This is a genomic window from Streptomyces sp. NPDC049687 (assembly GCF_044465285.1).
GTDB lineage: Bacteria > Actinomycetota > Actinomycetes > Streptomycetales > Streptomycetaceae > Streptomyces.
This window is the reverse complement of record NZ_JBITLN010000021.1, coordinates 51714-74360: the sequence shown is the minus strand read 5'-3', so window position 1 is coordinate 74360 and position 22647 is coordinate 51714. Positions and strand designations below refer to the sequence as shown.

General features: G+C 71.4%; 19 protein-coding genes. 11 read left to right on the top strand and 8 right to left on the bottom strand.

Annotation, left to right across the window (positions count from 1 at the left end):
• Positions 1-111 precede the first annotated feature (111 nt).
• Both ACIBVL_RS39725 and ACIBVL_RS39720 read left to right on the top strand, forming a co-directional pair.
• Complete coding sequence (locus tag ACIBVL_RS39725; RefSeq protein WP_399105576.1) at positions 112-1032, top strand: DUF4349 domain-containing protein; 921 nt, start codon at positions 112-114, stop codon at positions 1030-1032.
• Between the two features lie 47 nt (positions 1033-1079).
• Complete coding sequence (locus tag ACIBVL_RS39720; RefSeq protein WP_399105513.1) at positions 1080-2453, top strand: FAD-dependent oxidoreductase; 1374 nt, start codon at positions 1080-1082, stop codon at positions 2451-2453.
• 190 nt (positions 2454-2643) lie between these two features.
• Here ACIBVL_RS39720 and ACIBVL_RS39715 read toward each other — a convergent pair whose 3' ends face one another.
• On the bottom strand, positions 2644-2913 hold the full coding sequence (locus ACIBVL_RS39715; protein WP_399105511.1) for a hypothetical protein: 270 nt from the start codon (positions 2911-2913) through the stop codon (positions 2644-2646).
• Positions 2914-3038: 125 nt separating this feature from the next.
• Between ACIBVL_RS39715 and ACIBVL_RS39710 the strand changes: the two genes are divergently transcribed.
• Positions 3039-3851, top strand: coding sequence for a rhomboid family intramembrane serine protease (locus ACIBVL_RS39710; protein WP_399105509.1), 813 nt, complete (start codon positions 3039-3041; stop codon positions 3849-3851).
• Position 3852: 1 nt separating this feature from the next.
• On the opposite strand, the gene hemE is transcribed toward ACIBVL_RS39710, so the two are convergent.
• Positions 3853-4932 (bottom strand): uroporphyrinogen decarboxylase, encoded by a 1080-nt coding sequence (gene hemE / locus ACIBVL_RS39705; RefSeq protein ID WP_399105507.1) that lies wholly within the window; start codon positions 4930-4932, stop codon positions 3853-3855.
• Between the two features lie 175 nt (positions 4933-5107).
• Between hemE and ACIBVL_RS39700 the strand changes: the two genes are divergently transcribed.
• From ACIBVL_RS39700 to ACIBVL_RS39690, 3 genes are all read left to right on the top strand, one after another.
• Complete coding sequence (locus tag ACIBVL_RS39700; protein ID WP_399105505.1) at positions 5108-5785, top strand: DUF3000 domain-containing protein; 678 nt, start codon at positions 5108-5110, stop codon at positions 5783-5785.
• 295 nt (positions 5786-6080) lie between these two features.
• A complete protein-coding gene (locus tag ACIBVL_RS39695) occupies positions 6081-6743 on the top strand; it encodes a response regulator transcription factor (protein WP_332883095.1) in 663 nt (220 codons plus the stop codon).
• Positions 6744-7152: 409 nt separating this feature from the next.
• Positions 7153-8454 carry an HRDC domain-containing protein gene (locus ACIBVL_RS39690; protein ID WP_399105503.1) on the top strand — a complete coding sequence of 434 codons (1302 nt, stop codon included), beginning with the start codon at positions 7153-7155 and terminating at the stop codon, positions 8452-8454.
• Between the two features lie 8 nt (positions 8455-8462).
• On the opposite strand, the gene ACIBVL_RS39685 is transcribed toward ACIBVL_RS39690, so the two are convergent.
• The 3 genes from ACIBVL_RS39685 to ACIBVL_RS39675 are packed head-to-tail and all read right to left on the bottom strand — an operon-like array spanning position 8463 to position 11556.
• On the bottom strand, positions 8463-9293 hold the full coding sequence (locus ACIBVL_RS39685; protein ID WP_399105501.1) for a carbohydrate ABC transporter permease: 831 nt from the start codon (positions 9291-9293) through the stop codon (positions 8463-8465).
• Positions 9290-10243, bottom strand: coding sequence for a carbohydrate ABC transporter permease (locus ACIBVL_RS39680; protein ID WP_399105499.1), 954 nt, complete (start codon positions 10241-10243; stop codon positions 9290-9292). Before ACIBVL_RS39680 ends, ACIBVL_RS39685 begins: the two co-directional genes overlap by 4 nt.
• Positions 10243-11556: an extracellular solute-binding protein gene (locus ACIBVL_RS39675; RefSeq protein WP_399105497.1), complete on the bottom strand. Its 1314-nt coding sequence runs from the start codon at positions 11554-11556 to the stop codon at positions 10243-10245. The genes ACIBVL_RS39680 and ACIBVL_RS39675 overlap by 1 nt, the downstream gene beginning before the upstream one ends.
• Before the next feature lie 152 nt (positions 11557-11708).
• On the opposite strand from ACIBVL_RS39675, the gene ACIBVL_RS39670 reads away from it, so the two are divergent.
• From ACIBVL_RS39670 to ACIBVL_RS39655, 4 genes are all read left to right on the top strand, one after another.
• On the top strand, positions 11709-14081 hold the full coding sequence (locus ACIBVL_RS39670; RefSeq protein WP_399105495.1) for a glycoside hydrolase family 2 protein: 2373 nt from the start codon (positions 11709-11711) through the stop codon (positions 14079-14081).
• On the top strand, positions 14078-15139 hold the full coding sequence (locus ACIBVL_RS39665) for a LacI family DNA-binding transcriptional regulator (protein WP_399105493.1): 1062 nt from the start codon (positions 14078-14080) through the stop codon (positions 15137-15139). Before ACIBVL_RS39670 ends, ACIBVL_RS39665 begins: the two co-directional genes overlap by 4 nt.
• 126 nt (positions 15140-15265) lie before the next feature.
• Complete coding sequence (locus tag ACIBVL_RS39660; RefSeq protein ID WP_399105491.1) at positions 15266-16483, top strand: thiolase family protein; 1218 nt, start codon at positions 15266-15268, stop codon at positions 16481-16483.
• Positions 16480-18609 carry a 3-hydroxyacyl-CoA dehydrogenase NAD-binding domain-containing protein gene (locus ACIBVL_RS39655; protein WP_399105489.1) on the top strand — a complete coding sequence of 710 codons (2130 nt, stop codon included), beginning with the start codon at positions 16480-16482 and terminating at the stop codon, positions 18607-18609. The genes ACIBVL_RS39660 and ACIBVL_RS39655 overlap by 4 nt, the downstream gene beginning before the upstream one ends.
• A 113-nt stretch (positions 18610-18722) precedes the next feature.
• Here ACIBVL_RS39655 and ACIBVL_RS39650 read toward each other — a convergent pair whose 3' ends face one another.
• The 3 genes from ACIBVL_RS39650 to ACIBVL_RS39640 form a co-directional block, all read right to left on the bottom strand.
• Positions 18723-20156 (bottom strand): phosphodiester glycosidase family protein, encoded by a 1434-nt coding sequence (locus tag ACIBVL_RS39650; RefSeq protein WP_399105487.1) that lies wholly within the window; start codon positions 20154-20156, stop codon positions 18723-18725.
• Positions 20150-20854 (bottom strand): peptidase inhibitor family I36 protein, encoded by a 705-nt coding sequence (locus ACIBVL_RS39645; protein ID WP_399105485.1) that lies wholly within the window; start codon positions 20852-20854, stop codon positions 20150-20152. Before ACIBVL_RS39645 ends, ACIBVL_RS39650 begins: the two co-directional genes overlap by 7 nt.
• Before the next feature lie 190 nt (positions 20855-21044).
• Positions 21045-22061 carry a hypothetical protein gene (locus ACIBVL_RS39640; protein ID WP_399105483.1) on the bottom strand — a complete coding sequence of 339 codons (1017 nt, stop codon included), beginning with the start codon at positions 22059-22061 and terminating at the stop codon, positions 21045-21047.
• A 77-nt stretch (positions 22062-22138) separates the two neighbouring features.
• Between ACIBVL_RS39640 and ACIBVL_RS39635 the strand changes: the two genes are divergently transcribed.
• Positions 22139-22513 carry an NTP pyrophosphohydrolase gene (locus ACIBVL_RS39635; protein WP_399105481.1) on the top strand — a complete coding sequence of 125 codons (375 nt, stop codon included), beginning with the start codon at positions 22139-22141 and terminating at the stop codon, positions 22511-22513.
• Positions 22514-22647: the final 134 nt, after the last annotated feature.

The window sequence follows — 22647 nt, the reverse complement described above, 5'->3', positions numbered from 1 at the left end:
TGTCGAGTCCCGACCGTGACCGCTTCGGAACCGTCCACCGCCAACGTCCCGGCCCGCCCCGGCGTCCAAGGAACGTCAGTCGTCGCCACGACCCTCGGGGGGCACGCCCACATGCGCACACGACGTTCCGTACGGCCGGTCCACACCCTGGCCGGGATCCTGCTCGCCACCGCCCTCGCGCTCACCGGATGCAGCGGCGCGGACTCCTCGGACTCCGGCGCCACCAGCGCCGACGACAAGGCCGCCGTCGGCGGGTCCGAAGCGCAGGCGGGCGCCAGGGAGGGCGCCGGGGCGAGCGGCGCGAAAGCCCCCTCGGCGCCGCTCCCCACCGCCAACCGCATCATCCGCACCGCCTCCCTGACCGTGCAGGTCAAGGACGTCCCGAAGGCACTCGACGAGGCCCGATCCACCACCGAGAACGCGGGCGGCTACATCGGGAACGAGAGCACCACCCGGAACGAGGACGGCACCGAGCACACCCGGGTCGTGCTGCGGGTGCCCGTCGAGCGGTACGACGACGTCCTCGCCGATCTCCAGGGCGCGGGCAAGCTGCTGGAGCGCACCGCGAAGGCCCAGGACGTCACCGGCCAGGTCGTCGACGTCGACAGCCGGATCAAGTCGCAGCGCGCCAGCGTCGCCCGGGTCCGTGAACTGATGGACCGGGCCGCCAAGCTGAGCGACGTGGTCACCCTGGAGGGCGAGCTGAGCCGCCGGGAGGCCGACCTGGAGGCGCTGCTCGCCCAGCAGGCGTCCCTGAAGGACCGCACCAGCCTGGCGACCATCACGCTGAGCCTGTCCGAGAAGCCGGTGGAGAAGGCCGTCGAGGACGAGGACCCCGGGTTCGTGGACGCTCTGGCGGGCGGCTGGGACGCCTTCGTGACGATGCTGCGCTGGATCGCCGTCGCCTTCGGCGCGCTGCTGCCGTTCCTCGCCCTGGCCGCGCTGCTCGTGCTGGCGTGGCTCCGGCTGCTGCGCCCGCGCCGCCACCGGACGGCCCCGGCGACCCAGGCGACCGAGCCCGAGCGGGACTGACCGAGTCCGGGCGGAACTGAAATGCGCCTCCCCCGTAGCGTGTTCGCATGAGCATGCAACGACTGGTCGTGATCGGCGGGGACGCGGCGGGCATGTCCGCGGCGTCCCAGGCCCGCCGCCTCAGGAGCCCCGGGGAACTGGAGATCGTCGCCTTCGAGCGCGGCCACTTCACGTCGTTCTCGGCGTGCGGCATCCCGTACTGGGTGGGCGGCGATGTCACCGACCGGGACGACCTGATCGCGCGGGGCCCCGACGAGCACCGTGCGCGGGGGATCGACCTGCGGCTGCGCACCGAGGTCACGGAGATCGACGTGGCCGGGCGGCGGGTACACGCGCGTGAGGTCGATTCCGGAGCGGAGTCCTGGACGTCGTACGACAAGCTCGTCCTCGCGACCGGCGCCCGCCCGGTCCGGCCCGACCTGCCGGGCATGGACGCGCGGGGGGTGCACGGGGTGCAGACGCTGGACGACGGCCAGGCACTCCTCGACACGCTGGCACGCGCGCGTGGGAAGCGGGCCGTCGTCGTCGGCGCGGGCTACATCGGCGTGGAGATGGCCGAGGCGCTCATCAACCGCGGCTACGACGTGACCGTCGTCAACCGCGGCAGCGAACCGATGTCGACCCTGGATCCGGACATGGGCCGCCTCGTCCACCGGGCCATGGAGGGCCTGGGCATCACCATGGTGAACGACGCCGAGGTCACCGAACTGGCCACCGGCGAGGACGGCTGGGTGCGCGCGGTGGTCACGAAGGACGGCGAGTACCCGGCGGACGTGGTCGTCCTCGGCATCGGCGTCCGCCCGGAGACCGCGCTGGCCCAGGCCGCCGGCCTGCCCCTGGGCGCGCACGGCGGCCTGCTCACCGACCTCGCGATGCGGGTGCGCGGCCACGAGGGCATCTGGGCGGGCGGCGACTGCGTGGAGGTCCTCGACCTGGTCTCCGGCCAGGAACGCCACATCGCGCTCGGTACCCACGCCAACAAGCACGGGCAGGTCATCGGCACCAACGTCGGCGGCGGGTACGCCACCTTCCCCGGCGTCGTCGGCACCGCCGTCAGCAAGGTCTGCGACCTGGAGATCGCCCGCACGGGCCTGCGCGAGAAGGACGCGCGCAGGGTGGGCCTCCAGTACGAGACGGTCACCATCGAGTCCACCAGCCGCGCCGGCTACTACCCCGGCGCCTCCCCCATGACGGTCAAGATGCTCGCCGAACGCCGAACAGGCCGCCTACTGGGCGTCCAGATCGTGGGCAGGGAGGGCGCGGCCAAGAGGGTCGACATCGCGGCGGTGGCCCTGACGGCAGGAATGACGGTGGACCGGATGACGGCCCTGGACCTGGGCTACGCGCCACCGTTCAGCCCGGTGTGGGACCCGGTGCTGGTAGCGGCCCGCAAGGCCGCGGCGAAGGTACGGGACTCCTAGGGCCTGTCCGGCGGATCAAGTCGCAGGAACCCGACGCCGACTCATCGGCGCAGGTGAGCCCCGCGTCTGCGGCATGATCCGCCTACAGGCCTAGGGCGCGCGGGCAGCCGGGCAAGGGGCGGGGCCGTGTCGATGTGCGGTCCCGCCGCGTGGGCGCGACCGGCCCCCGCGCACCCGCCGACACCGCTCCTCAGGCCGTCCCGGTGAGCCGCGGCAGAGCGGAGACCGGCGACGCGGCAGGCTGCTCCGCCGGCTTCGCGTGCGCGGCCGTCGCGGGCCGTGACCGCAGCCGGTGCGAAACGGCCTCGTCCAGCGTCACCGCCCGCTGCATCTGGGAAGCGAGCCGCCCGGCCTCCTGGCCGAGCCGTGCCACGTCCTCCCAGGGCAGCCGGATGACAAGAGCGATCTCCGCCTCGCCGTCGGGCGTGGCGTGCATGGGGGGAGTAACTCGGTCGTTCATCGCCTGTTCCTCACGTCGTCCCCGCGACCCGCCTTCCCCGGACCACGAGCAGTTGCCGCTTCATACGCACGGCCGCGAGGCCCCGTTCACCGATTCGCCGAACGGATCGGGGGCAGTACTTCCTTGTGGTCATCCCCGTCCATGACGTGAACCCCGTCCGCCGCACGCCGGTGGTGACGTACGCGCTGATCGCCGTGAACGTCCTCGTGTTCCTCTTCATGCCCGGTCTGTCCGGCTCCGTGGCCGGTGACAGCGGCCTGGCCCAGACGTGCCATCTGCACGCCTTCCTGGAGCACTACGCGGCCGTACCGCGCGAGTTGATCCACCATCAGCTTCCCCAGCTCGTCGCCACGGGAGAGGTCCGGGCGGGGGGCTGTGCGCTGGGCCCGCCGGACTACGACAAGAACCCGGTGCTGAGCGTCTTCACGGCGATGTTCCTGCACGGCGGCTGGCTGCACCTGCTGGGCAACATGCTCTTCCTGCTGATCTTCGGGAACAACATCGAGGACCGCATGGGCCACGTCCGCTTCGCGCTGTTCTACGCCGCCTGCGGCTACGCGGCGTCCTACGGCTTCGCGCTGCTGAACGCCGACTCGACGGACCCGCTGATCGGCGCCTCGGGGGCGATCGCGGGGGTGCTGGGCGCCTACCTGGTGCTGTATCCGAAGGCCAGGGTGTGGGTGCTCGTGCCGTTCCTGGTGTTCCTGCCGCTGCGGCTGCCGGCCTGGCTGGTGCTGGGCTTCTGGTTCGGGCTCCAGGCGGTGTACTCCTCCGGGGAAGGGGTCTCGGGGGGCGGCACCGTGGCGTACGCCGCCCATGTGGTCGGCTTCCTCGCCGGCATGCTCCTCGCCTGGCCCCTCAAGCCGGGCACTCCCCCGCCCCCGGAACCGCGCGGCCTGTTGTTCGGCAGGCGGGCGCGGCCCCGGCACTCCTGGTGACTCAGCGCGCCGTCCGCGTGTGGACGTACTCCACGAGCCGGGTCAGCGCGTCCGGGTCGGTGGACGGCATCACTCCGTGACCGAGGTTGAAGACGTGGCCCTCCAGGCCGGCGGCCGTGTCGAGGACCTCGCGGGTCTTGGCCTCGACGGCCTCGGTGCCGGCGAACAGGACGGTCGGGTCGAGGTTGCCCTGCAGCGCCTTGCCGGGGCCGACCCGGCGGGCGGCCTCGTCCAGCGGGACGCGCCAGTCGACGCCGACGACGTCCGCGCCGGCCTCGCCCATGAGCTTCAGCAGTTCACCGGTGCCGACACCGAAGTGGATGCGCGGGACGCCGTAGGACTCGACCGCGCGGAAGACCTTCGCGGAGGCGGGCAGCACCGAGCGGCGGTAGTCGGCGGGGGCGAGGGCGCCCGCCCAGGAGTCGAACAGCTGGACGGCGCTCGCGCCCGCCTCGATCTGGACCTTCAGGAACGCGGCCGTGATCTCGGAGAGGCGGTCGAGCAGGTCGGCCCAGAGCTCCGGGTCGCCGTACATCATCGCCTTGGCGTTCTCGTACGTGCGGGACGGGCCGCCCTCGACGAGATAGCTCGCGAGGGTGAAGGGCGCGCCGGCGAAGCCGATGAGGGGGGTGGCGCCCAGCTCGGCGGTCAGCAGGCCGATGGCCTCGGTGACGTAGGAGACGTCCTCGGGGGCGAGGTCGCGCAGTTGCGCGAGGTCGGCGCGGGTGCGGATCGGGTGCTCGACGACCGGGCCGACCCCGGGCCTGATGTCGAGGTCGACACCGATCGCCTTGAGCGGGACGACGATGTCGCTGAAGTAGATCGCCGCGTCCACGCCGTGCCGGCGGACCGGCTGGAGGGTGATCTCCGTGACCAGCTCGGGCCGCATGCAGGACTCGAGCATCGGGATGCCCTCGCGGACCTTGCGGTACTCCGGCAGCGAGCGCCCGGCCTGCCGCATGAACCACACGGGGGTGTGCGGCACGGGCTCGCGCCTGCACGCCTTCAGGAAGGCTGAGTCTCTGACTGCGTCGGACGTCGCTGTCGGCTGCCGGCCCGCGGGGCTCTCGTTCACGCTCACGTCGGCAAGTCTCGCACGGCGGTGCGGACGGCGGAGCCGCCCCCCGATGTGTGCCGGCCCCACCCGTTCGGCCCTTGCGGCGCGGGCGCGTGTTCGCCCAGCGCGCAGCCGCCCGCGGCCCCCGCGCGGGTGTCATGCCCTGCACGAGGCCCCCGTTCCCCTTAATCTTCCCCGCATGGCTGCGGCTCAGGGACGACTGTCGGACGGCGCTGGCGGGATGGACGAGGCGAACGAGGGGGACCGCGATGGGAGCGGAACGGCACCGCCGGTACCGCCGCCGTTCCGGGCCGCCGTCGACGCGTTGAGGGCCGCGCGGCTGCGGCCGCAGGTCGAGGTCGAGCCGGCCCCGGCTCCGAAGAAGCTCGCCCCGTTCGCGTACGCGCTGGAGGCGACGGTCGTGGACGGCGAGCAGGACCTGGCCGACGGCCGGCTGGTGCTGCTGCACGACCCGGCGGGGCACGACGCCTGGCGCGGCACCTTCCGGCTGGTGACCCTGATCCGGGCCGAGCTGGAGCCGGAGATGGCGGCCGATCCACTGCTGCCGGAGGTGTGCTGGTCCTGGCTGACCGGTGCGCTGCAGGCGCGCGGACTGGCGTACGGGGAACCGAGCGGGACGGTCACGCGGGCGAGTTCGCACTACTTCGGCGGTCTCGCGGAGCGCCCGGCCAACTCGCAGATCGAGATTCGGGCCTCCTGGACGCCTCGCGAGGGGCGGGGCGGGGCGCCGGACACGGGGGCGCACCTGGCGTCCTGGTGCGATCTGCTGGCGCAGGTGGCGGGGCTGCCGCCGGCCGGTCCGGGGGACGCGTCGGTGGTGACGCTGCCGCAGCGGCGGGGGCCGCAGGCACGCTGACCGGGTGACCGGGTGCCGGCGAAACGGCGATCGACCCGTTTGGCCGCCCTCATTGACCATCTCTTTGTCGATACGGCCACTTTCGATCTCGGACGACCTCCACTCAAACCGATTCGATCTTCGGATGATCGATCGCGTGTCCGAATTGCACGTATTGTTACTCACTAGATCGTGATCATTTTCTAAAGGCCCCCGGGTTCGCTGCCGAAGACGACTGTGACCTTGAAAGCACGGTTCGTCCCGGCTCCCTCCCCACAAGCCCCGAACCGGCTCCGTCCCCCACCCAGGAGGCCTGGTGTCCGTTCTCCTCGAGCAGCCCGCAAGCCTGGTCGCCTACCGCCCGAACAAGCCCACCGCCATGGTGGTCGTGGCCGACCCGCGCGTGCGTTCCACCGTCACCCGTCATCTGTGGGCGCTCGGTGTGCGCGATGTCATCGAGGCCTCGTCCATCGCGGAGGCTCGTCCCCGCATCGGCAACCCCCGCGACATCTGTGTCGCCGACGTCCACCTGCCCGACGGCTCGGGCCTCACCCTGCTGTCGGAGACCCGCGCCGCGGGCTGGCCCAACGGGCTGGCCCTCTCCGCCGCCGACGACATCGGCGCCGTCCGCAATGCCCTCGCCGGCGGCGTCAAGGGGTACGTCGTCACCGGTACCCGCACCAACCTCGGGCTCCCCACCCGGCCCGGTGCCGCCCCCATCGGCGCTGCCGCCGCCCGTCTGCACCGCCGCCCCCCGGGTGCCCCGAGCCACCCGGGCGGCTACCGCGAGCTCTCCGGCCGTGAGGTCGAGGTGCTCCGACTGGTCGCCGAAGGTCAGTCGAACAAGGCGATCGGCGTCTCCATGGGCCTGTCCGCGCTGACCGTCAAGAGCCACCTCGCCCGCATCGCCCGCAAGCTCGGCACGGGCGACCGCGCCGGAATGGTCGCGGTGGCCCTGCGGACCGGCATCATCCACTGAGAAACCGCCCGGCCGGCGCGCGATCTCCGCACGCCGAAACCCTCCCGAGAAATGCCACACGAACCACGCCGCACCATCGACCCGGTCTCGCCCCTTCACACCCTTCGGGCGAGGCCGGGCTGCTTGTCGGGGTCTCCTCGGGTTCATCACCCGCCCGACCAAGCACTCCCGCCCCACTCGCCCCATTCCCCCTTCCACCATCACCTCAACCATTCCCGAAACGAGTAGGGGTCCAGCAAGTGAAGGAAAATGGGACGGGTGTCTGTAGGACCCCGCTCGTGCGACACGCCCCCGACTCGCCCGCCCGAGCCTCTCCGACAAGTATCGCCGAGGCTTGTTTTCGCTGGTCAGACTTGCACTCGCGGGTAACGGAGGGTCAGGCGTTCGCCCGTACGGATACCCTTGACAGGTGACCGACGCCCAAGAAACCGCAGCAGCCAGCTCACTGCGAACCACCGGAGGCGCCCCTCCGGACGACGGCGGATCTACTGCTACTCCTGTTTCCGGGGCGCCGACACCTGAGCCGACACCTCTGCTGGAACCGCGCGAGGGCATCCCCGCGGTGATCGCCGACGCGGACTCCCTCGCCGGGACGATCGCCGCGTTCGCCGCCGGCACCGGCCCCGTCGCCGTGGACGCCGAGCGCGCCTCCGGCTACCGCTACGGACAGCGCGCCTATCTGGTCCAGCTGCGCCGCGAGGGCGCCGGCAGCGCGCTGATCGATCCCGTGGCCTGCCCGGATCTCTCGGGGCTGGGCGAGGCCCTCTCCGACGTCGAGTGGGTGCTGCACGCCGCCACTCAGGACCTGCCCTGCCTGCGCGAGATAGGCATGGTGCCGACGCGCCTGTTCGACACCGAGCTGGCCGGGCGGCTCGCCGGGTTCCCGCGGGTCGGCCTGGGCGCGATGGTGGAGAGCGTGCTGGGCTTCGTCCTGGAGAAGGGGCACTCCGCGGTCGACTGGTCGACCCGCCCGCTGCCCGAGCCCTGGCTGCGGTACGCCGCGCTGGACGTCGAACTCCTCGTCGACCTGCGCGACGCGCTGGAGAAGGAGCTGGAGCGGCAGGGCAAGCTGGAGTGGGCCCGCCAGGAGTTCGACGCGATCGCGTCCGCCCCGCCGCCGGAGCCCCGTAAGGACCCCTGGCGCCGTACGTCCGGCATGCACAAGGTGCGCCGCCGACGCCAGCTGGGTGTCGTACGGGAGCTGTGGCAGACGCGGGACCGGATCGCCCAGCGGCGGGACGTCTCGCCGGGCAAGGTGCTGTCGGACGCGGCCATCGTGGAGGCCGCGCTCGCCCTTCCCGCCACCGTGCACGCGCTGGCCGCGCTGAACGGATTCGGGCACCGGATGGGACGGCGGCAGCTGGAGCAGTGGCAGGCGGCCGTCGACCGGGCGAAGGCGCTCAGCGAGGCCCAGCTGCCTCAGCCGGGGCAGACGGTGGCCGGGCCTCCGCCGCCTCGGGCGTGGGCCGACAAGGACCCGGCGGCCGCCGCACGGCTGTCCGCGGCGCGGGCCGCCGTGTCCGCGCTCGCCGAGGAACTCACCATGCCCCAGGAGAACCTGATCTCCCCGGACTCGGTGCGCAGGGTCTGCTGGGAGCCGCCCCAGCCCGTGGACGCCGAGTCGATCGGGGGCATGCTCACGGGACTCGGGGCCCGGCCGTGGCAGGTGGAACAGGTGACGCCCGTGCTGGTGGCGGCGCTGTCCTCCTGAGCCCACCTTCACCTCGTCGCTCCCCGCATGAAGCCGTTGTAGATGTACTTCTGCAGCGCCAGGAACACGATCAGTGTCGGCAGGATCACCAGGACCGCTCCTGCCGAGATCGTCTCCCAGTGCGCCGCGTACGGGCCCTTGAAGCGGAACAGGGACGTCGAGATCACGCCAAGATGTTGGGAGGGCATGTACAGGAAGGGGATGTAGAAGTCGTTGTAGACGGTGATCCCCTTCACGATCACGACCGTGGCGATCGCGGGCTTCAGCAGCGGAAAGACGATCTTCCGGTAGACGGTGAAGGCGTTGGCCCCGTCGAGGCGGGCGGCCTCGTCGAGGGAGATCGGGATCGACCGTACGAACTGCAGGAAGATGTAGATCGAGACGATGTCCGTGCCCATGTAGAGCACGACGGGCGCCCACAGCGAGTCGAACATCCCGAAGCTGTTGACGATCTGGAAGGTCGCCACCTGGGTGGTGACTCCCGGCACCAGCGCCGCGACCAGGAACAGCGCCACCACGAGCTTCCTGAAGCGGAAGGTGAAGCGGTCGATGGCGTAGGCGGTCATGGAGCCGATGACGACCGTGCCGCCGACGGAGAACAGCAGGATGACGGCCGTGTTGCCGAAGGCCGAGAGCATCCGGCCGTCCTGGAACGCCGCCGCGTAGTTGTGGAGGTCGAGCGGGTCGTCGGGGAGGGCGAGCGCGCCGCCGGCGGCCGCCATCTCCTTCTCGGACTTGAGGGAGGTCAGCAGGACCACCCCGAGCGGCAGCAGGACCACCGCGCTCGCGGCGGTCAACGACAGGTACACGAGTGTCCGGGCCACGGCACGGCGCGTCATACGAGGTCCACCTTGTCGTCGGGGACGAGGCGTCGCTGCACCCAGGTCACCGCCAGGACGATCAGCAGCAGCACGACCGCGGCCGCGGAGGCGAGCCCCGTCTTGTTGAACCGGAAGGCCAGGTTCAGCGTCTGGATCACGAAGGTCTCGGTGCCGGTCGCCCCGCCGGTCATGATGTACGGGATCTCGAAGGCCGAGAGGGAACCCGAGACGGAGAGGATCACCGTCAGGGTGAGCACCGGCTTGATGCCGGGCGCGATGATGTGGCGGAACTGCTGCAGGCGGTTCGCCCCGTCCAGTTCGGCCGCCTCGTACAGCTCCCCGGGGATGGACTGGATCGCGCCCAGGAACAGCACGAAGTTCAGGCCCGTGTAGCGCCAGACCGACACCCCGGCGAGCGAGACGTTCGCGGAGACCGGGCTGCCGAGCCAGGCGTGGTCGGAGTGGTACCCGAACAGACTCAGCACCGAGTCGAGGGTGCCGCCGTCCTGGAAGAAGTAGAGGAAGACGAAGCCGATCGCGACCCCGTTGATCAGATACGGGAAGAAGAGCACGCCCTTGAAGAAGTTGCGGAAACGGACGTCGAAGCTCAGGACGGTCGCGAAGTAGAGCGCGACGACGATCTGGACCACGGAGGCCGCGAGGTAGTAACCGCTGACGAAGAAGACGCGGAAGAGGTCTTCCCGGGTGAAGATCTCCGTGTAGTTCCCGACCCCCGTGTAGTGCAGCTCGGGGCTCACACCGTCCCAGTCGGTGAAGCTGTACGCGACCATGTTGGCGATCGGCGCGTAGGTGAAGGTGATCAGCAGGGCGAGCGGGGCGATCAGGAACAGCCAGGGGGTGACACCGCGCCACAGCCGGGTCCCGCGCGGGGCGGGGGCCGGGACGGGGACGGCCGGGGCCGCCCCCTCGGCCGTCTTCACGGCCGCCTTCTCGGTGGTGTCCGTCATCAGGACCCCGCGGTCTTCCGGGCCTCGCTCCACCGCTTGCTGAGATCGGCGAAGAAGTCCTCCAGGCTGCCCTTGCGGGCACCGCGGGCAAGGTCGACCAGGTTCTGGCGGTACTCGGGGGCGTAGATACCCGTTTCCGACTGGTTGTCGATCGACTTGACCTCGGCGCCCTTGCCGTCGTCCACCTCGATGAACTCCACGCCCGCGTCCTCGTACGGCTTCAGCACCTGGGGCAGCGGCGCGTCCTTGAGCGGTGAGATGGCCAGGTTGTCCTCGACGTAGCCGGACTTGTCGGTGAACCAGTCGATCCAGGCGCGGGCCGCCGCCTTGTGCCGGGAGTGGATGTTGACGCCCTGGTTGTAGTCGGGGCTGACCACCGCGCAGAACCTGCCGTCCGTCTGGGCCGGGAACGGCATGAAACCGATGTCGTCGGGGTTCACCCCGGCCTTCTTCGCGGCGTCCTGGAACTGGACGATGGCCCAGGTGCCGAGCCACTGGGTGGCGATCTCACCCTTGGCGAGCCGGGGCTTGGACTCCTCCCAGTTGCTGGTCGTCGGGTCCTTCTCGACGAGCCCTTGCTTCACCATGTCGTACAAGAGGGTGTCCCCGACCCGCAGGTCGGCGCCCTCGGCCCAGGGATCGCCCTCGGCCAGCTTGTCGGTGGCCTTCGGGTCGCAGTGGACCGAGCCGTTGACGTACGTCCACGAGGTCAGCGTCCAGCCGGCCGCGAAGTTGGTGTAGTACGGGACCGCGTCGGTCTTCGCCTTGATCGCCTTGAGACCGGCGAGGAACTCGGCCGGTGTGGTGGGCCAGTCGGTGACGCCGGCCTCCTTCCACACCCGCTTGTTGTAGACGAATCCGGGGCTCACCCCGACGGGGCTCTGTCCGTAGACCTTGCCGTCGACGGTGGTGAAGTCGGTGAAGCGGTACTTCTCGGCGCGCTCCTCCCGGGTGCCCAGCGAGGCGAAGAACTTCGGGTAGTCGCTCTTCTTGATGACCGCCGGGATCAGCAGCACATCACCGTAGTTCTCCGTGTTCATACGGATCTTGACTTCGGACTCGTAATTCGTGAGGGCCTCGAACTCGACCTTGACCTTGGGATAGGTCTTGTTGAATTCGGCGGCGTACCTCTTCATCGTGCCGTCCTGCACGAGGTCGGTCCGCACGGTGAGGACCTTGATGGTCCCGGTGACCTTCGAGGGGTCGTCGGGCGCCTTGGCGTCCGCGCCCTTGGACGCGGCTCCGGTACCGGTACAGCCGGGGATGAGCAGGGCCGCTCCCGCGACCATGGCGAGGACAGTACGGCGGTTCATGTGCATCAGCTCCGTTCGAGGGACGGAAGAGCACGTGCGGGTTGGCTGATTCGGCACTCTGACAGCGCTTTCCTCAACCGGTAAAGTCCCATTCCCGCCAAGGCTGAAGAGACGACACCCGATATTCGGCTCGACCGGTTTAGGGAGTGCGCATGCTGGAGGCCACACCGCTCGGCGACGGATGGATCGTGCGGCACGAGGGCGAGGAGCTCCCGGCCGTGGTACCGGGTTGCGTGCACACCGATCTGCTGGCGGCGGGGGTGATCCCGGACCCCTTCCTGGGGCGGAACGAGACCGAGGTCGCGTGGGTCGGGCGGCGGGAGTGGACGTACGAGAGAGAACTGCCGGCCGTGCCGTCCGGGCACGAGCAGACGGACCTGGTCTTCGACGGCCTCGACACGGCCGCCGAGATCCGCCTGGACGGCCGGCTCCTGGGCCGGGTACGGAACATGCACCGCTCCTACCGGTTCGACGTGACGGGAGCCAGCGGCCCGCTGTCGGTCCGTTTCTCCTCCGCCTACGCCGAGGCGGAGGCCGTGCGCGGGAGGGCCGGCGAGCGTCCGGCCGCCTACGCGGAGCCCTACCAGTACCTCCGCAAGATGGCGTGTTCCTTCGGCTGGGACTGGGGGCCGACCCTGGTGACGGCCGGGATCTGGCGGCCGGTACGCCTTGAGCGCTGGTCGACGGCACGGCTCGCCCGGGTACGGCCGGTCGTGACCGTCCAGGGGCGCGTCGGGGTCGTCGAGTTGCACGTCGACGTGGAGCGCACCCGGGTGGAGGCCGCGCTCACCCTGGAGGCCCGGGTGGGGGACGTGCGGGGGCGGGGCGAAGTGGCGGGCACGGCGGGCGTCGTACGGGTGGAGGTGCCGGACGCCGACCTGTGGTGGCCGCGCGGATACGGCGAACAGCCGCTCTACGAGGTCGAGTTGGTGTTGCATCAGGGCAACGCGCCGCTCGACGTGTGGCGGCGGCGCGTCGGTTTCCGCAGTGTCGGCCTGGACACCTCCGCCGACGCCCGGGGCACCGGCTTCACCCTCGTGGTCAACGGGGAGCGGCTCTTCGCACGCGGCGTGAACTGGATCCCGGACGACGTCTTCCCCTCCCGGGTGACCCGGGAGCGTTACCGGAAACGGTTGCGGCAGGCGGCCGACGCCGGGGTGGACCTGGTCCGGGTGTGGGGCGGCGGGATCTACGAGAGCGAGGACTTCTACGACGCCTGCGACGAGCTGGGCCTGCTGGTGTGGCAGGACTTCCCCTTCGCCTGCGCGGCCTACCCCGAGGAGCAGCCGCTGCGGGGCGAGGTGGAGGCGGAGGCCCGGGAGAACGTCGTACGGCTGATGCCGCACCCCTCGCTGGTGCTGTGGAACGGCAACAACGAGAACCTGTGGGGGTTCCGGGACTGGGGATGGGAGGGGCGGCTCGCCGGGGACTCCTGGGGGGAGGGGTACTACCTGGGCGTACTGCCGCGGGTGGTCGCCGAGTTGGATCCGACGCGGCCGTACACGCCGGGCAGCCCCTGGTCGGGGTCGTGGGCGCACCATCCGAACGACCCGGCGCACGGCACGCACCACTCCTGGGAGGTGTGGAACCGACGGGACTACGCCGACTACCGGAGTGAAGTGCCGCGGTTCGTGGCCGAGTTCGGGTGGCAGGCGCCGCCCGCGTACGCCACGCTGCGGCGGGCGCTGCCGGGTGAGGAGCTCGCGGCGGACTCCCCCGGCATGCTGCACCGCCAGAAGGCGGAGGACGGCCACGGGAAGCTGGAGCGGGGACTCGCCCGGCACTTCGCCCCGCCGGAGGGGGACTTCGACCGCTGGCACTACCTGACCCAGGTCAACCAGGCGCGGGCGGTGGCGGCCGGGATCGAGCACTGGCGGTCGCACTGGCCGGTGTGCGCGGGGACGGTCGTGTGGCAGCTCAACGATTGCTGGCCGGTGACGTCCTGGGCCGCGGTCGACGGGGACGGGCGGGAGAAGCCGCTGTACCACGAGCTGCGGCGGCTGTACGCGGACCGGTTGCTGACACTGCAGGTCAGGGACGATCGACTGGTGTTGGCGGCGGTCAACCAGTCGGCCGAGCGGTGGACGGGGGTGCTGAAGTTGCGGCGGATGTCGGTCGAGGGGGAGGTCGTCGGGGTGGCGAGAGTCCGACTCGCCGCAGGAGCACGGGCGGTGGGCGAGGTGCCGGTGCCGGCGGAACTGGAGCCCGCCGGGGCGAAGGAGTTCCTGGTGGCGGACGCGGACGGGCTGCGGGCCGTGCACTTCCCGGCGGCCGATCGTGACGTTCCTTATCCCCGGCCGGAGTTCGAGGTGACGGTGGCGCCGGGGAGCGTCACCGTCGAGGCCCGAACCCTCGTACGGGATCTGTTGCTGCAGGCCGACCGGCTGGGACCGGACGTGCGGGCCGACCGGGGGCTCGTGACGCTGCTTCCGGGGGAACGTGTGACGATCGGGGTCACGGGCTGGGACACTCCCGATGCCGACGCCGCCCGTGCCGTCCTGTACTGCCTGGAGCCCGCTCGATGACAGCCTCCGCGTCGCCGCCTCCCTTCCCGCCCCCCTCTCCGCGCGTCACCATCAAGGACGTCGCCGCGCGCGCCGGCGTGTCCAAGGGGGCCGTGTCGCTCGCCTTCAACCGCAAGCCGGGGTTGTCGGAGTCGACCCGGGAGCGGATCTTCGCGGCGGCACGGGAGCTGGGCTGGGAACCGAACCCGACCGCGCGGTCGCTGTCGAGCTCGCGGGTGGACGTGGTGGGCCTCGCGATCTGCCGGCCGGCGCGGATGCTGGGGCTCGAACCGTTCTACATGGAGTTCGTCTCCGGGGTGGAGAGCGTCCTGACCGAGCACGCGTGCTCGCTGCTGCTGCGGCTGGTGAGGACCGTGGACGAGGAGGCCGGGCTGCTCGAGTCGTGGTGGCGGGGGCGGCAGATCGGCGGGGCGATCCTGGTGGACTTCCGGGCCGACGATCCCCGGGTCGCGGCGGCCGAGCGGCTGGGGATGCCGGTGGTGGCGGTGGGGCATCCGACGCTGACCGGGTCCCTGACGTCGGTGTGGACCGACGACGCGACGGCGGTGACGGAGGCGGTGCGGTATCTCGCGGCGCTCGGTCACCGTCGTGTCGCCCGGGTCGGGGGCGCGGCCGCGCTCGGGCACACGGTGATGCGGACGGCGGCGTTCGACGCGGCCGCGCGGAGCCTGGGGCTGGCCGGGGCGTGGCAGGTGGCCACGGACTACTCCGGGGAGGCGGGGGCGCGGGCGACCCGGTCCATGCTGACCGCCGCCCCGCCGGACCGGCCGACGGCCATCGTCTACGACAACGACATCATGGCGGTGGCCGGGCTCGCGGTGGCGGCCGAGATGGGCCTGAGCGTGCCGCGGGACGTCTCCCTGCTCGCCTGGGACGACTCCCAGCTGTGCCGGCTGACCCATCCCACGCTGTCCGCGATGAGCCATGACGTGCACGGATTCGGCGCGGAGGCGGCCCGGACGCTGTTCGGGGTGATCACCCGCCAGGGGCCGGGCTCGCATCCGGTGCCCACGCCGGTGCTGACTCCGCGCGGGTCGACCGCTCCGCCGAAGGTGTGACCTTCGCCGCTTGGACCTGCGGGACTGGGCAGCTACGTTACCGATAAGTAGCATGGGTCCTGAGCGCGCGCTCAGCGCTTGCGTGTCGCAGCAGTGCCATCCCGCACCCTCTGGAGGAGAGCCATCGTGCCTCGTACCGTCAGGGACGTCGTCTTCGTCGACGGCGTCCGTACCCCGTTCGGCAAGGCGGGCCCGAAGGGCATCTACCACGAGACCCGCGCCGACGACCTCGTCGTGAAGGCGATCCGGGAGCTGCTGCGCCGCAACCCCGGTCTCGACCCCAAGAAGGTCGACGAGGTCGCCATCGCCGCGACCACGCAGATCGGTGACCAGGGCCTGACCATCGGCCGCACCGCCGGCATCCTGGCCGGTCTGCCGACCTCCGTGCCCGGCTACTCCATCGACCGCATGTGCGCCGGCGCCCTGACCGCCGTCACCACGGTCGCCGGTTCGGTCGCCTTCGGCGCCTACGACGTCGCCATCGCCGGCGGTGTCGAGCACATGGGCCGTCACCCGATGGGTGAGGGCGTGGACCCGAACCCGCGGTTCGTCAGCGAGAAGCTGGTCGACGAGTCCGCCCTGTTCATGGGCATGACCGCGGAGAACCTGCACGACCGCTACCCGCAGATCACCAAGCTGCGCGCGGACGAGTACGCGGTGCGCTCCCAGGAGAAGGCCGCCAAGGCGTACGCCAACGGCAAGATCCAGGCCGACCTGGTGCCGATCTCGGTGCGCCGCACCAACCCGGAGGCCGGCGAGACGGGCTGGGGCCTGGTCACCGCCGACGAGCCGATGCGCCCGGGCACGACCCTGGAGAACCTCTCCGGTCTGAAGACGCCGTTCCGCGTGCACGGCCGGGTCACCGCGGGTAACGCGGCCGGTCTGAACGACGGCGCCACCGCCTCCCTCATCGCCTCCGAGGACTTCGCCCGCGAGAACGACCTGCCGGTGAAGATGCGCCTCGTCTCGTACGCCTTCGTGGGCGTCGAGCCGGAGGTCATGGGCTACGGCCCGATCCCGGCCACGGAGAAGGCCCTCGCGCAGGCGGGTCTGTCGATCTCCGACATCGGTCTGTTCGAGATCAACGAGGCCTTCGCCGTCCAGGTGCTGGCCTTCCTCGACCACTACGGCATCGCCGACGACGACGAGCGCGTCAACCAGTACGGCGGCGCCATCGCCTTCGGCCACCCGCTGGCCTCCTCCGGCGTCCGGCTGATGACGCAGCTGGCCCGCCAGTTCGAGGAGCAGCGACACGTCCGCTACGGCCTGACCACCATGTGCGTCGGCTTCGGCATGGGCGCGACGGTCATCTGGGAGAACCCGCACTTCGAGGGGGACAAGTGAGCACCACCGCTGAGCTGCTGAAGGGTGCGGCCGAGCTGTTCCCGGACGAGGTCGTCACCCAGGCGCACGTACGCCACCTGGACCTGCCGTCCGGTGCGGGGCGCTTCGCCCTGATCACCCTCGACAACGGTCTGGACCACACCAAGCCGACCACCTTCGGCCCCGCCTCGCTCGCGAACCTCAACACCGCGATCGACCAGGTCGAGAAGGAAGCCGCCGCAGGCGAGATCGTCGGCGTCGGCGTCACCGGCAAGCCGTTCATCTTCGCCGTCGGCGCGGACCTCAAGGGCGTCGAGCTCCTCAAGGAGTACGACCACGCGCTCGCCATCGGCAAGGGCGGCCACGAGGTCTTCAAGCGCCTGTCGGGCCTCGCGGTCCCCACCTTCGCGTACTACAACGGCGCGGCGATGGGCGGCGGTGTCGAGGTCGGTCTGCACTGCGCCTACCGCACGGTGTCCGCGGCCCTGCCCGCCTTCTCGCTGCCCGAGGTCTTCCTCGGTCTCGTACCCGGCTGGGGAGGCTGCACCCTGCTGCCGAACCTGATCGGCGCGGACAAGGCCGTCTCGGTGATCATCGAGAACAGTCTCAACCAGAACAAGCAGCTCAAGGGCGCGCAGGTCTACGAGCTGGGCATCGCCGACGCCCTGTTCGAGGGCGCGGACTTCCTGGAGCAGTCGCTGATCTGGACGGCCTCCGTCCTCAAGGGCGAGATCGTCGTCGACCGCCCGGTCATCGACCGCGGCGAGGCCTGGGACCAGGCTGTCGCGCGCGGCCGGTTCGTCGCCGACTCCAAGGTGCACGGCGCGGCCCCGGCCGCCTACCGCGCGCTGGACATCATCGCCGCCGCGAAGAACGGCGACCTCCAGCAGGGCTACGACGCCGAGGACGTCGCGCTCGCCGACCTGATCATGGGTGGCGAACTGCGCGCCGGCATCTACGCCTTCAACCTGGTGCAGAAGCGTGGCAAGCGCCCGGCCGGCGCCCCGGACAAGAACCTGGCCCGCCCGGTCACCAAGGTCGGCGTCGTGGGCGCGGGCCTGATGGCCTCGCAGCTCGCGCTGCTGTTCCTGCGCCGCCTGGAGGTGCCGGTCGTGCTGACCGACATCGACCAGGAGCGCGTCGACAAGGGTGTGGGCTACGTCCACGCGGAGATCGAGAAGCTGCTCGGCAAGGGCCGTATCAACCAGGACAAGGCCAACCGCCTCAAGGCCCTGGTGAGCGGTGTCCTGGACAAGGCCGAGGGCTTCGCGGACGCGGACTTCATCATCGAAGCCGTGTTCGAGGAGATCGGCGTCAAGCAGCAGGTGTTCGCGGAGGTCGAGGCGGTCGCCCCGGCGCACGCGATCCTCGCCACCAACACCTCCTCCCTCTCCGTGTCGGAGATGGCCTCGAAGCTCCAGCACCCCGAGCGGGTCGTGGGCTTCCACTTCTTCAACCCGGTCGCGATCCTGCCGCTGCTCGAGATCGTCCGCGGCGAGAAGACCGACGACGCGTCGCTGGCCACCGCGTTCGCCGTCGCCAAGAAGCTGAAGAAGACGGCGGTTCTGGTGAAGGACGCCCCGGCGTTCGTCGTGAACCGCGTCCTGACCCGCTTCATGGGCGAGGTGCAGAACGTCATCGACGAGGGCACCCCGGTCGAGGTCGCGGAGAAGGCGGTCGAGCCGCTGGGCCTGCCGATGTCGCCGCTGGTCCTCCTCGAGCTGGTCGGTCCCGCGATCGGTCTGCACGTGTCGGAGACCCTCAACCGGGCCTTCCCGGACCGCTTCACGGTCTCCCCGAACCTCAAGGCGGTCGTCGAGGCCGGCAAGCGCGGCTTCTACGTCTACGACAGCGGCAAGCCCGAGCTGGACCCCGAGGTCGCCGCGCTCCTCAAGCAGGGCGACTCCGTCCTCACCGAGGAGCAGGTGCGGGCACGCGTCCTGGACGCGGTGGCGCAGGAGATCGGGCTCATGCTCGACGAGGGCGTCGTCGCCGAGGCCCAGGACATCGACCTCTGCCTGATCACGGGCGCGGGCTGGCCCTTCCACCTGGGCGGCATCACGCCGTACCTGGACCGCGAGGGTGTCTCCGAGCGCGTGAACGGGAAGCGGTTCCTGGCTCCGGGCGTGGCGTCGGTTCCGGCGTAACCGTCGTACGGCTGTGATGAGGGCCTCCGCCGATGTGGCGGAGGCCCTCTGTCATGACTCGGTCCTCTCGGCGGTCGCGAGCCGGGCCAGGAGTCCGGTCGTTCTCCGCTTTCTCAGGGCAGGGGATAGCCGCCCGCTCCCGCGTACACCGTGTCGGCCACGAGACGTTCCCGCTCGTTGCCGTCCGAGGGGTGGTTGACCACCGTGTTCTGCCAGACCAGGGTGGTGGAGCCGCCGCCGTCCAGGTTGAGGGCGTCCACCGCGCCGAGGTCGCGCAGCAGGGTCGCGAGTTCCAGGCGGGTGGCGCCCAGGCTGACCTCTGGGTGGTAGCCGTCCACGGTCACCAGCAGGGTCCGGCCGAAGCCGTCCGTGGCGAGGGCGGTGCGGGGCGCGGCGTCGGGGACGAACGGAGTGCCGTTCGTGTACGTGGCCGGCTGGACGTACTGGATGGCCCCGTTGCGCAGGAGGAGGTCGCCGCCGGCCGTGACGTCCATCGACGGGTCGAGGGTGACGGTGTCGCCGAAGCGGGTGTCGGTGACGGTCTCGGCCAGGTCGAGGACGGTGCCCACGGGGGCGTGGGCGCGCAGCCAGTCGGCGCCCTCGCCGATGCCCTGCAGGACGCGGCCTCCGGAGGGAACGGTGCGTCCGCCGCGCGTACCGGTCCGGCAGCTGCTGCCGGCCGGTGGTGCGGGTTCGTAGCAGGCGGTGACCTTCGCGTCGGCGTCGAGGAGCAGTTCGATGCCCTCGTCGGTGCTGACGGCGGTCTCTCCGGTGGGGTTGTCGGGGTCGGTGTTGCGGGCGAGGGCGGCGGTCGAGGGCGTGCGGGCGCCGTACTCCGGAGTGAAGGAGACGATCTCGGACGGGTCGTGGCAGATGCCCTCGGCGTCGAGCGTCTCGCCGGGTTCCGCACCCTCGCAGTGGGCGTTGCGGCCCGGGAAGCGGTTGATGCCGTCGAGCTGCCGGGGGGCGGTTGAGCCGTCCGCGGGGGCGATGGTCAGGGTGGTGGCGAGTTCGGTGATGTAGAGGCGGCCGTGCTGGAGCACGGCGGCGGAACCGACCGGCTTGCTCCCCTTGCCCCGGGCCGCCTCGCTGATCAGCCTTCCGCCCTGGACGGCGATGCCGCCGATGTCGCCGTCGTAGCCGCTCGTGTCGGGATAGGTGACATGGCCGTCGAAGAACGCGCCGTTGACGCCGACGCGGGGGCGGCGCAGCGGGTTGACGGAGACGCCCTGGAGCATCGACGAGGTGGTCTCGGCCACGGCCAGGCCGGTACCGGTGCTGCCCTTGAGGGTGAGGGGCGCCTCGTCGGGGTCGATGACGACGACGTTGACGATCCAGGGGCCGCCGGTGCCGCCGGTGTAGGTGGTCCGGGTGACGCCGGGGACGGTGGTGTCGACGGTCTTGGCGGCGCTCATCTGCAGCTTGGCGAGCGTGAGCCCGGTCTCGGCGGCGGAGGCGTCGGAGGCGGCGGGGATCGCCAGCAGGGAGGCGGTCAGGGCGAGAGCGGCGGCGGCCCGCCGCATGGGGCGGGGGGTCGGTGTCAGCACTGGCTCGTCCCGGTGACCAGCTTGTGGGAGGTGAAGGTCGCCGCGTACGGCGGCGGGATCACGGTGGCGTCCGACGCGAGGACGACGTACTTGGTGTATGTCTTCCCCGCCTCCGGCCACGAGCCGGAATAGTCGGCGCCTTCGTAGAAGCAAGCGTGGCGGTCGGTGTGGTTGGCGACGGAGGCGACCTTGTCGTTCCACAGGGTGCTGTAGCGCGCGATGTCGAGCTGGGTGGCGGTCATCGCGCCGCGGCCGGCGGGCTCGGTGAAGAGGCAGAGGTAGCCGGTGCGGCAGCGCTCGAAGCCGGTGAAGCAACCGGCCTTGGACTTGGCGAGCTTGTGCGAGCTGACCTTGTCGTCCAGCTGGGTCGACGTCTCCGCGAGGTTGCCCCGGAAGCCGGGCCGGATCGCCTGGACCGTGCCGCCGTAGTAGGCGTCCTCGTACACGCAGGCCCAGTAGGCGGTGTTGTTGTGGACGGAGCTGACCCGCTCGTCCCATTCGGCCGAGTAGACCTGGACCGGGTTGGCGGGCCCGAAGCCGGCCACTGCGCCCTGCCCGTCCGCGTCCGCGTAGATGCAGAACCGTTCCGCCGCGCAGTCCTGCCAGTCGGCGGCGCCGGCCGTGGCGCCTACGAGCGCTGAGAACACCAGGGCCAGGAACGCCACACACACGCCCGCCCGTCTTGCTGTTGGTCGCAAGAGCGACTCCCCCCGTGATCGAGCCGGCTGCTTGCTCAGCCCGTGATCATTGTGAACCTGGCGAATACTATGCGTTCGCATTGCCATGACAAGTCCCCTGCGCACATCCGGGGAGTTGCCTGGCACGGGGGACCAACACGGTCGTACGGCCCGCCCGTTGCTTGCCTCCCTGCACCGCGCGGCTTTGGCCTCATACCTCCTGCCACGCCGTCAGCGCCAGCACCGGCTCGTCCTTGCGGCGGCTGAGCAGCAGACGGCCGGTCGACGGGGACACGGTGGCCGCGACCACCCGGTCCTCGTGGTCCACCGCGAGCGCCACCTCGGCGTCGGCCGGCAGCGGCGGGCCGGACTCCGTCCACCAGGCGCCCGCCGACTCCTGCTCGGTGGGGTAGGCGGCGAAGGCGACCCGGCCGCTCGCCGAGCGCTGGGCCAGCAGGGTGCAGTCGTGGCCGTCGAGTTCGCAGCGGATCGCGGCGACCGGACCGGCTCCCGCGGCGGTGAGCACGGCAGCCGGCTTGGTGCCGGGGCGCCAGGCCCACAGGTCCCCGGAGTCGTCCGTGTAGAAGAGCGTGGTGTGCTCCGGGGAGGTGGCCAGCGCCCGCAGCGTGCCGGGGCGGACCGGCGCCTCCAGGGCCTCCTGCAGCACCGGCTGCCCGCCCGGTTCCTCCTGCCGCCAGTGCAGGACACCGCCGGACACGGCCGCGTACACCTCGATACGGCCCGACTCCCCCGTCACCGCGACGGGCGGCCCCTCGACTCCCTTGCCCTTCAGGTCCCGCCAGGGCTCCCAGCCGCCCTTCTCCTTCTGGGCGACCATGCGCAGCCCGGTGGCCTTGTCGCGCACGAAGACATGGGCCCGCCCCTGGGCGTCCACCGCGACGGCGGGCGGTCCGGTGCGCGCGCCCTTCTTGTCCGGGTGGCCGACGGGAACCCAGTCCAGGGGCGCGAGCAGGGGCCGGAAGTGGGTGGAGTGCACCAGGCCCGCCTCCGCCTTCACGGTGGGCCGCCAGGACACCAGATGGGCGTAGCCGTCGGCGCCCCGGCCGACGGCTAGCACCGGGTGCACCTTCTGGTCGCCGCCGACCCTGCGCGGGCCGTCCCAGGAGCCGCCCGGTGCGCGTTCCGCGCGGCACAGGACGGCGTCCTGGGACGTCAGGTAGACACTGAGCCGCCCGTCGCGGCCGCGTATGAGCCAGTCGCCGTTCACCCGTTCACTTTATGTCGAGGGCCTCCCGCGCACTCCCGGCGGGCCGGTTCCCGTGGCGTCCGTGGGACCCTGGCCCCATGGACGACAGCGCCGCACTCCTCGTGATCGTGGACGCCGCGAACGTGGTCGGGTCGGTGCCCGACGGCTGGTGGCGGGACCGGCGGGGCGCCGCCGAGCGGCTGCGGGACCGGCTGGCCGCGGACGGTCTGCCGGGGCATGCCGGGTGCGCGGACATCGTGCTGGTCGTCGAGGGCGCGGCGCGTGGGGTGGAGCCGGTGCCGGGCGTACGGGTGGAGTCGGCGCCCGGCAGCGGGGACGACCGCATCGTCGACCTGGTCGCCCGGGCCGACGGCCGCCCCCGCCTGGTCGTCACCGCCGACCGCGAACTGCGCCGTCGGGTCACGGAGCTGGGCGCGGAGGTGACGGGGCCACGGACGGTACGAGGAAAGTAACGTCGTCCGCCCGGAGGGCGGGCCCGGCGGTGCCTGGTGCGTGCGATCGCAAGGCGGGGGGTCGCCCCGATACGGGATGTATCGGGGCGGCCCCCCCCAACCCCCCCGCGGGGGGGGCCCGGCCCCCCCGGCCC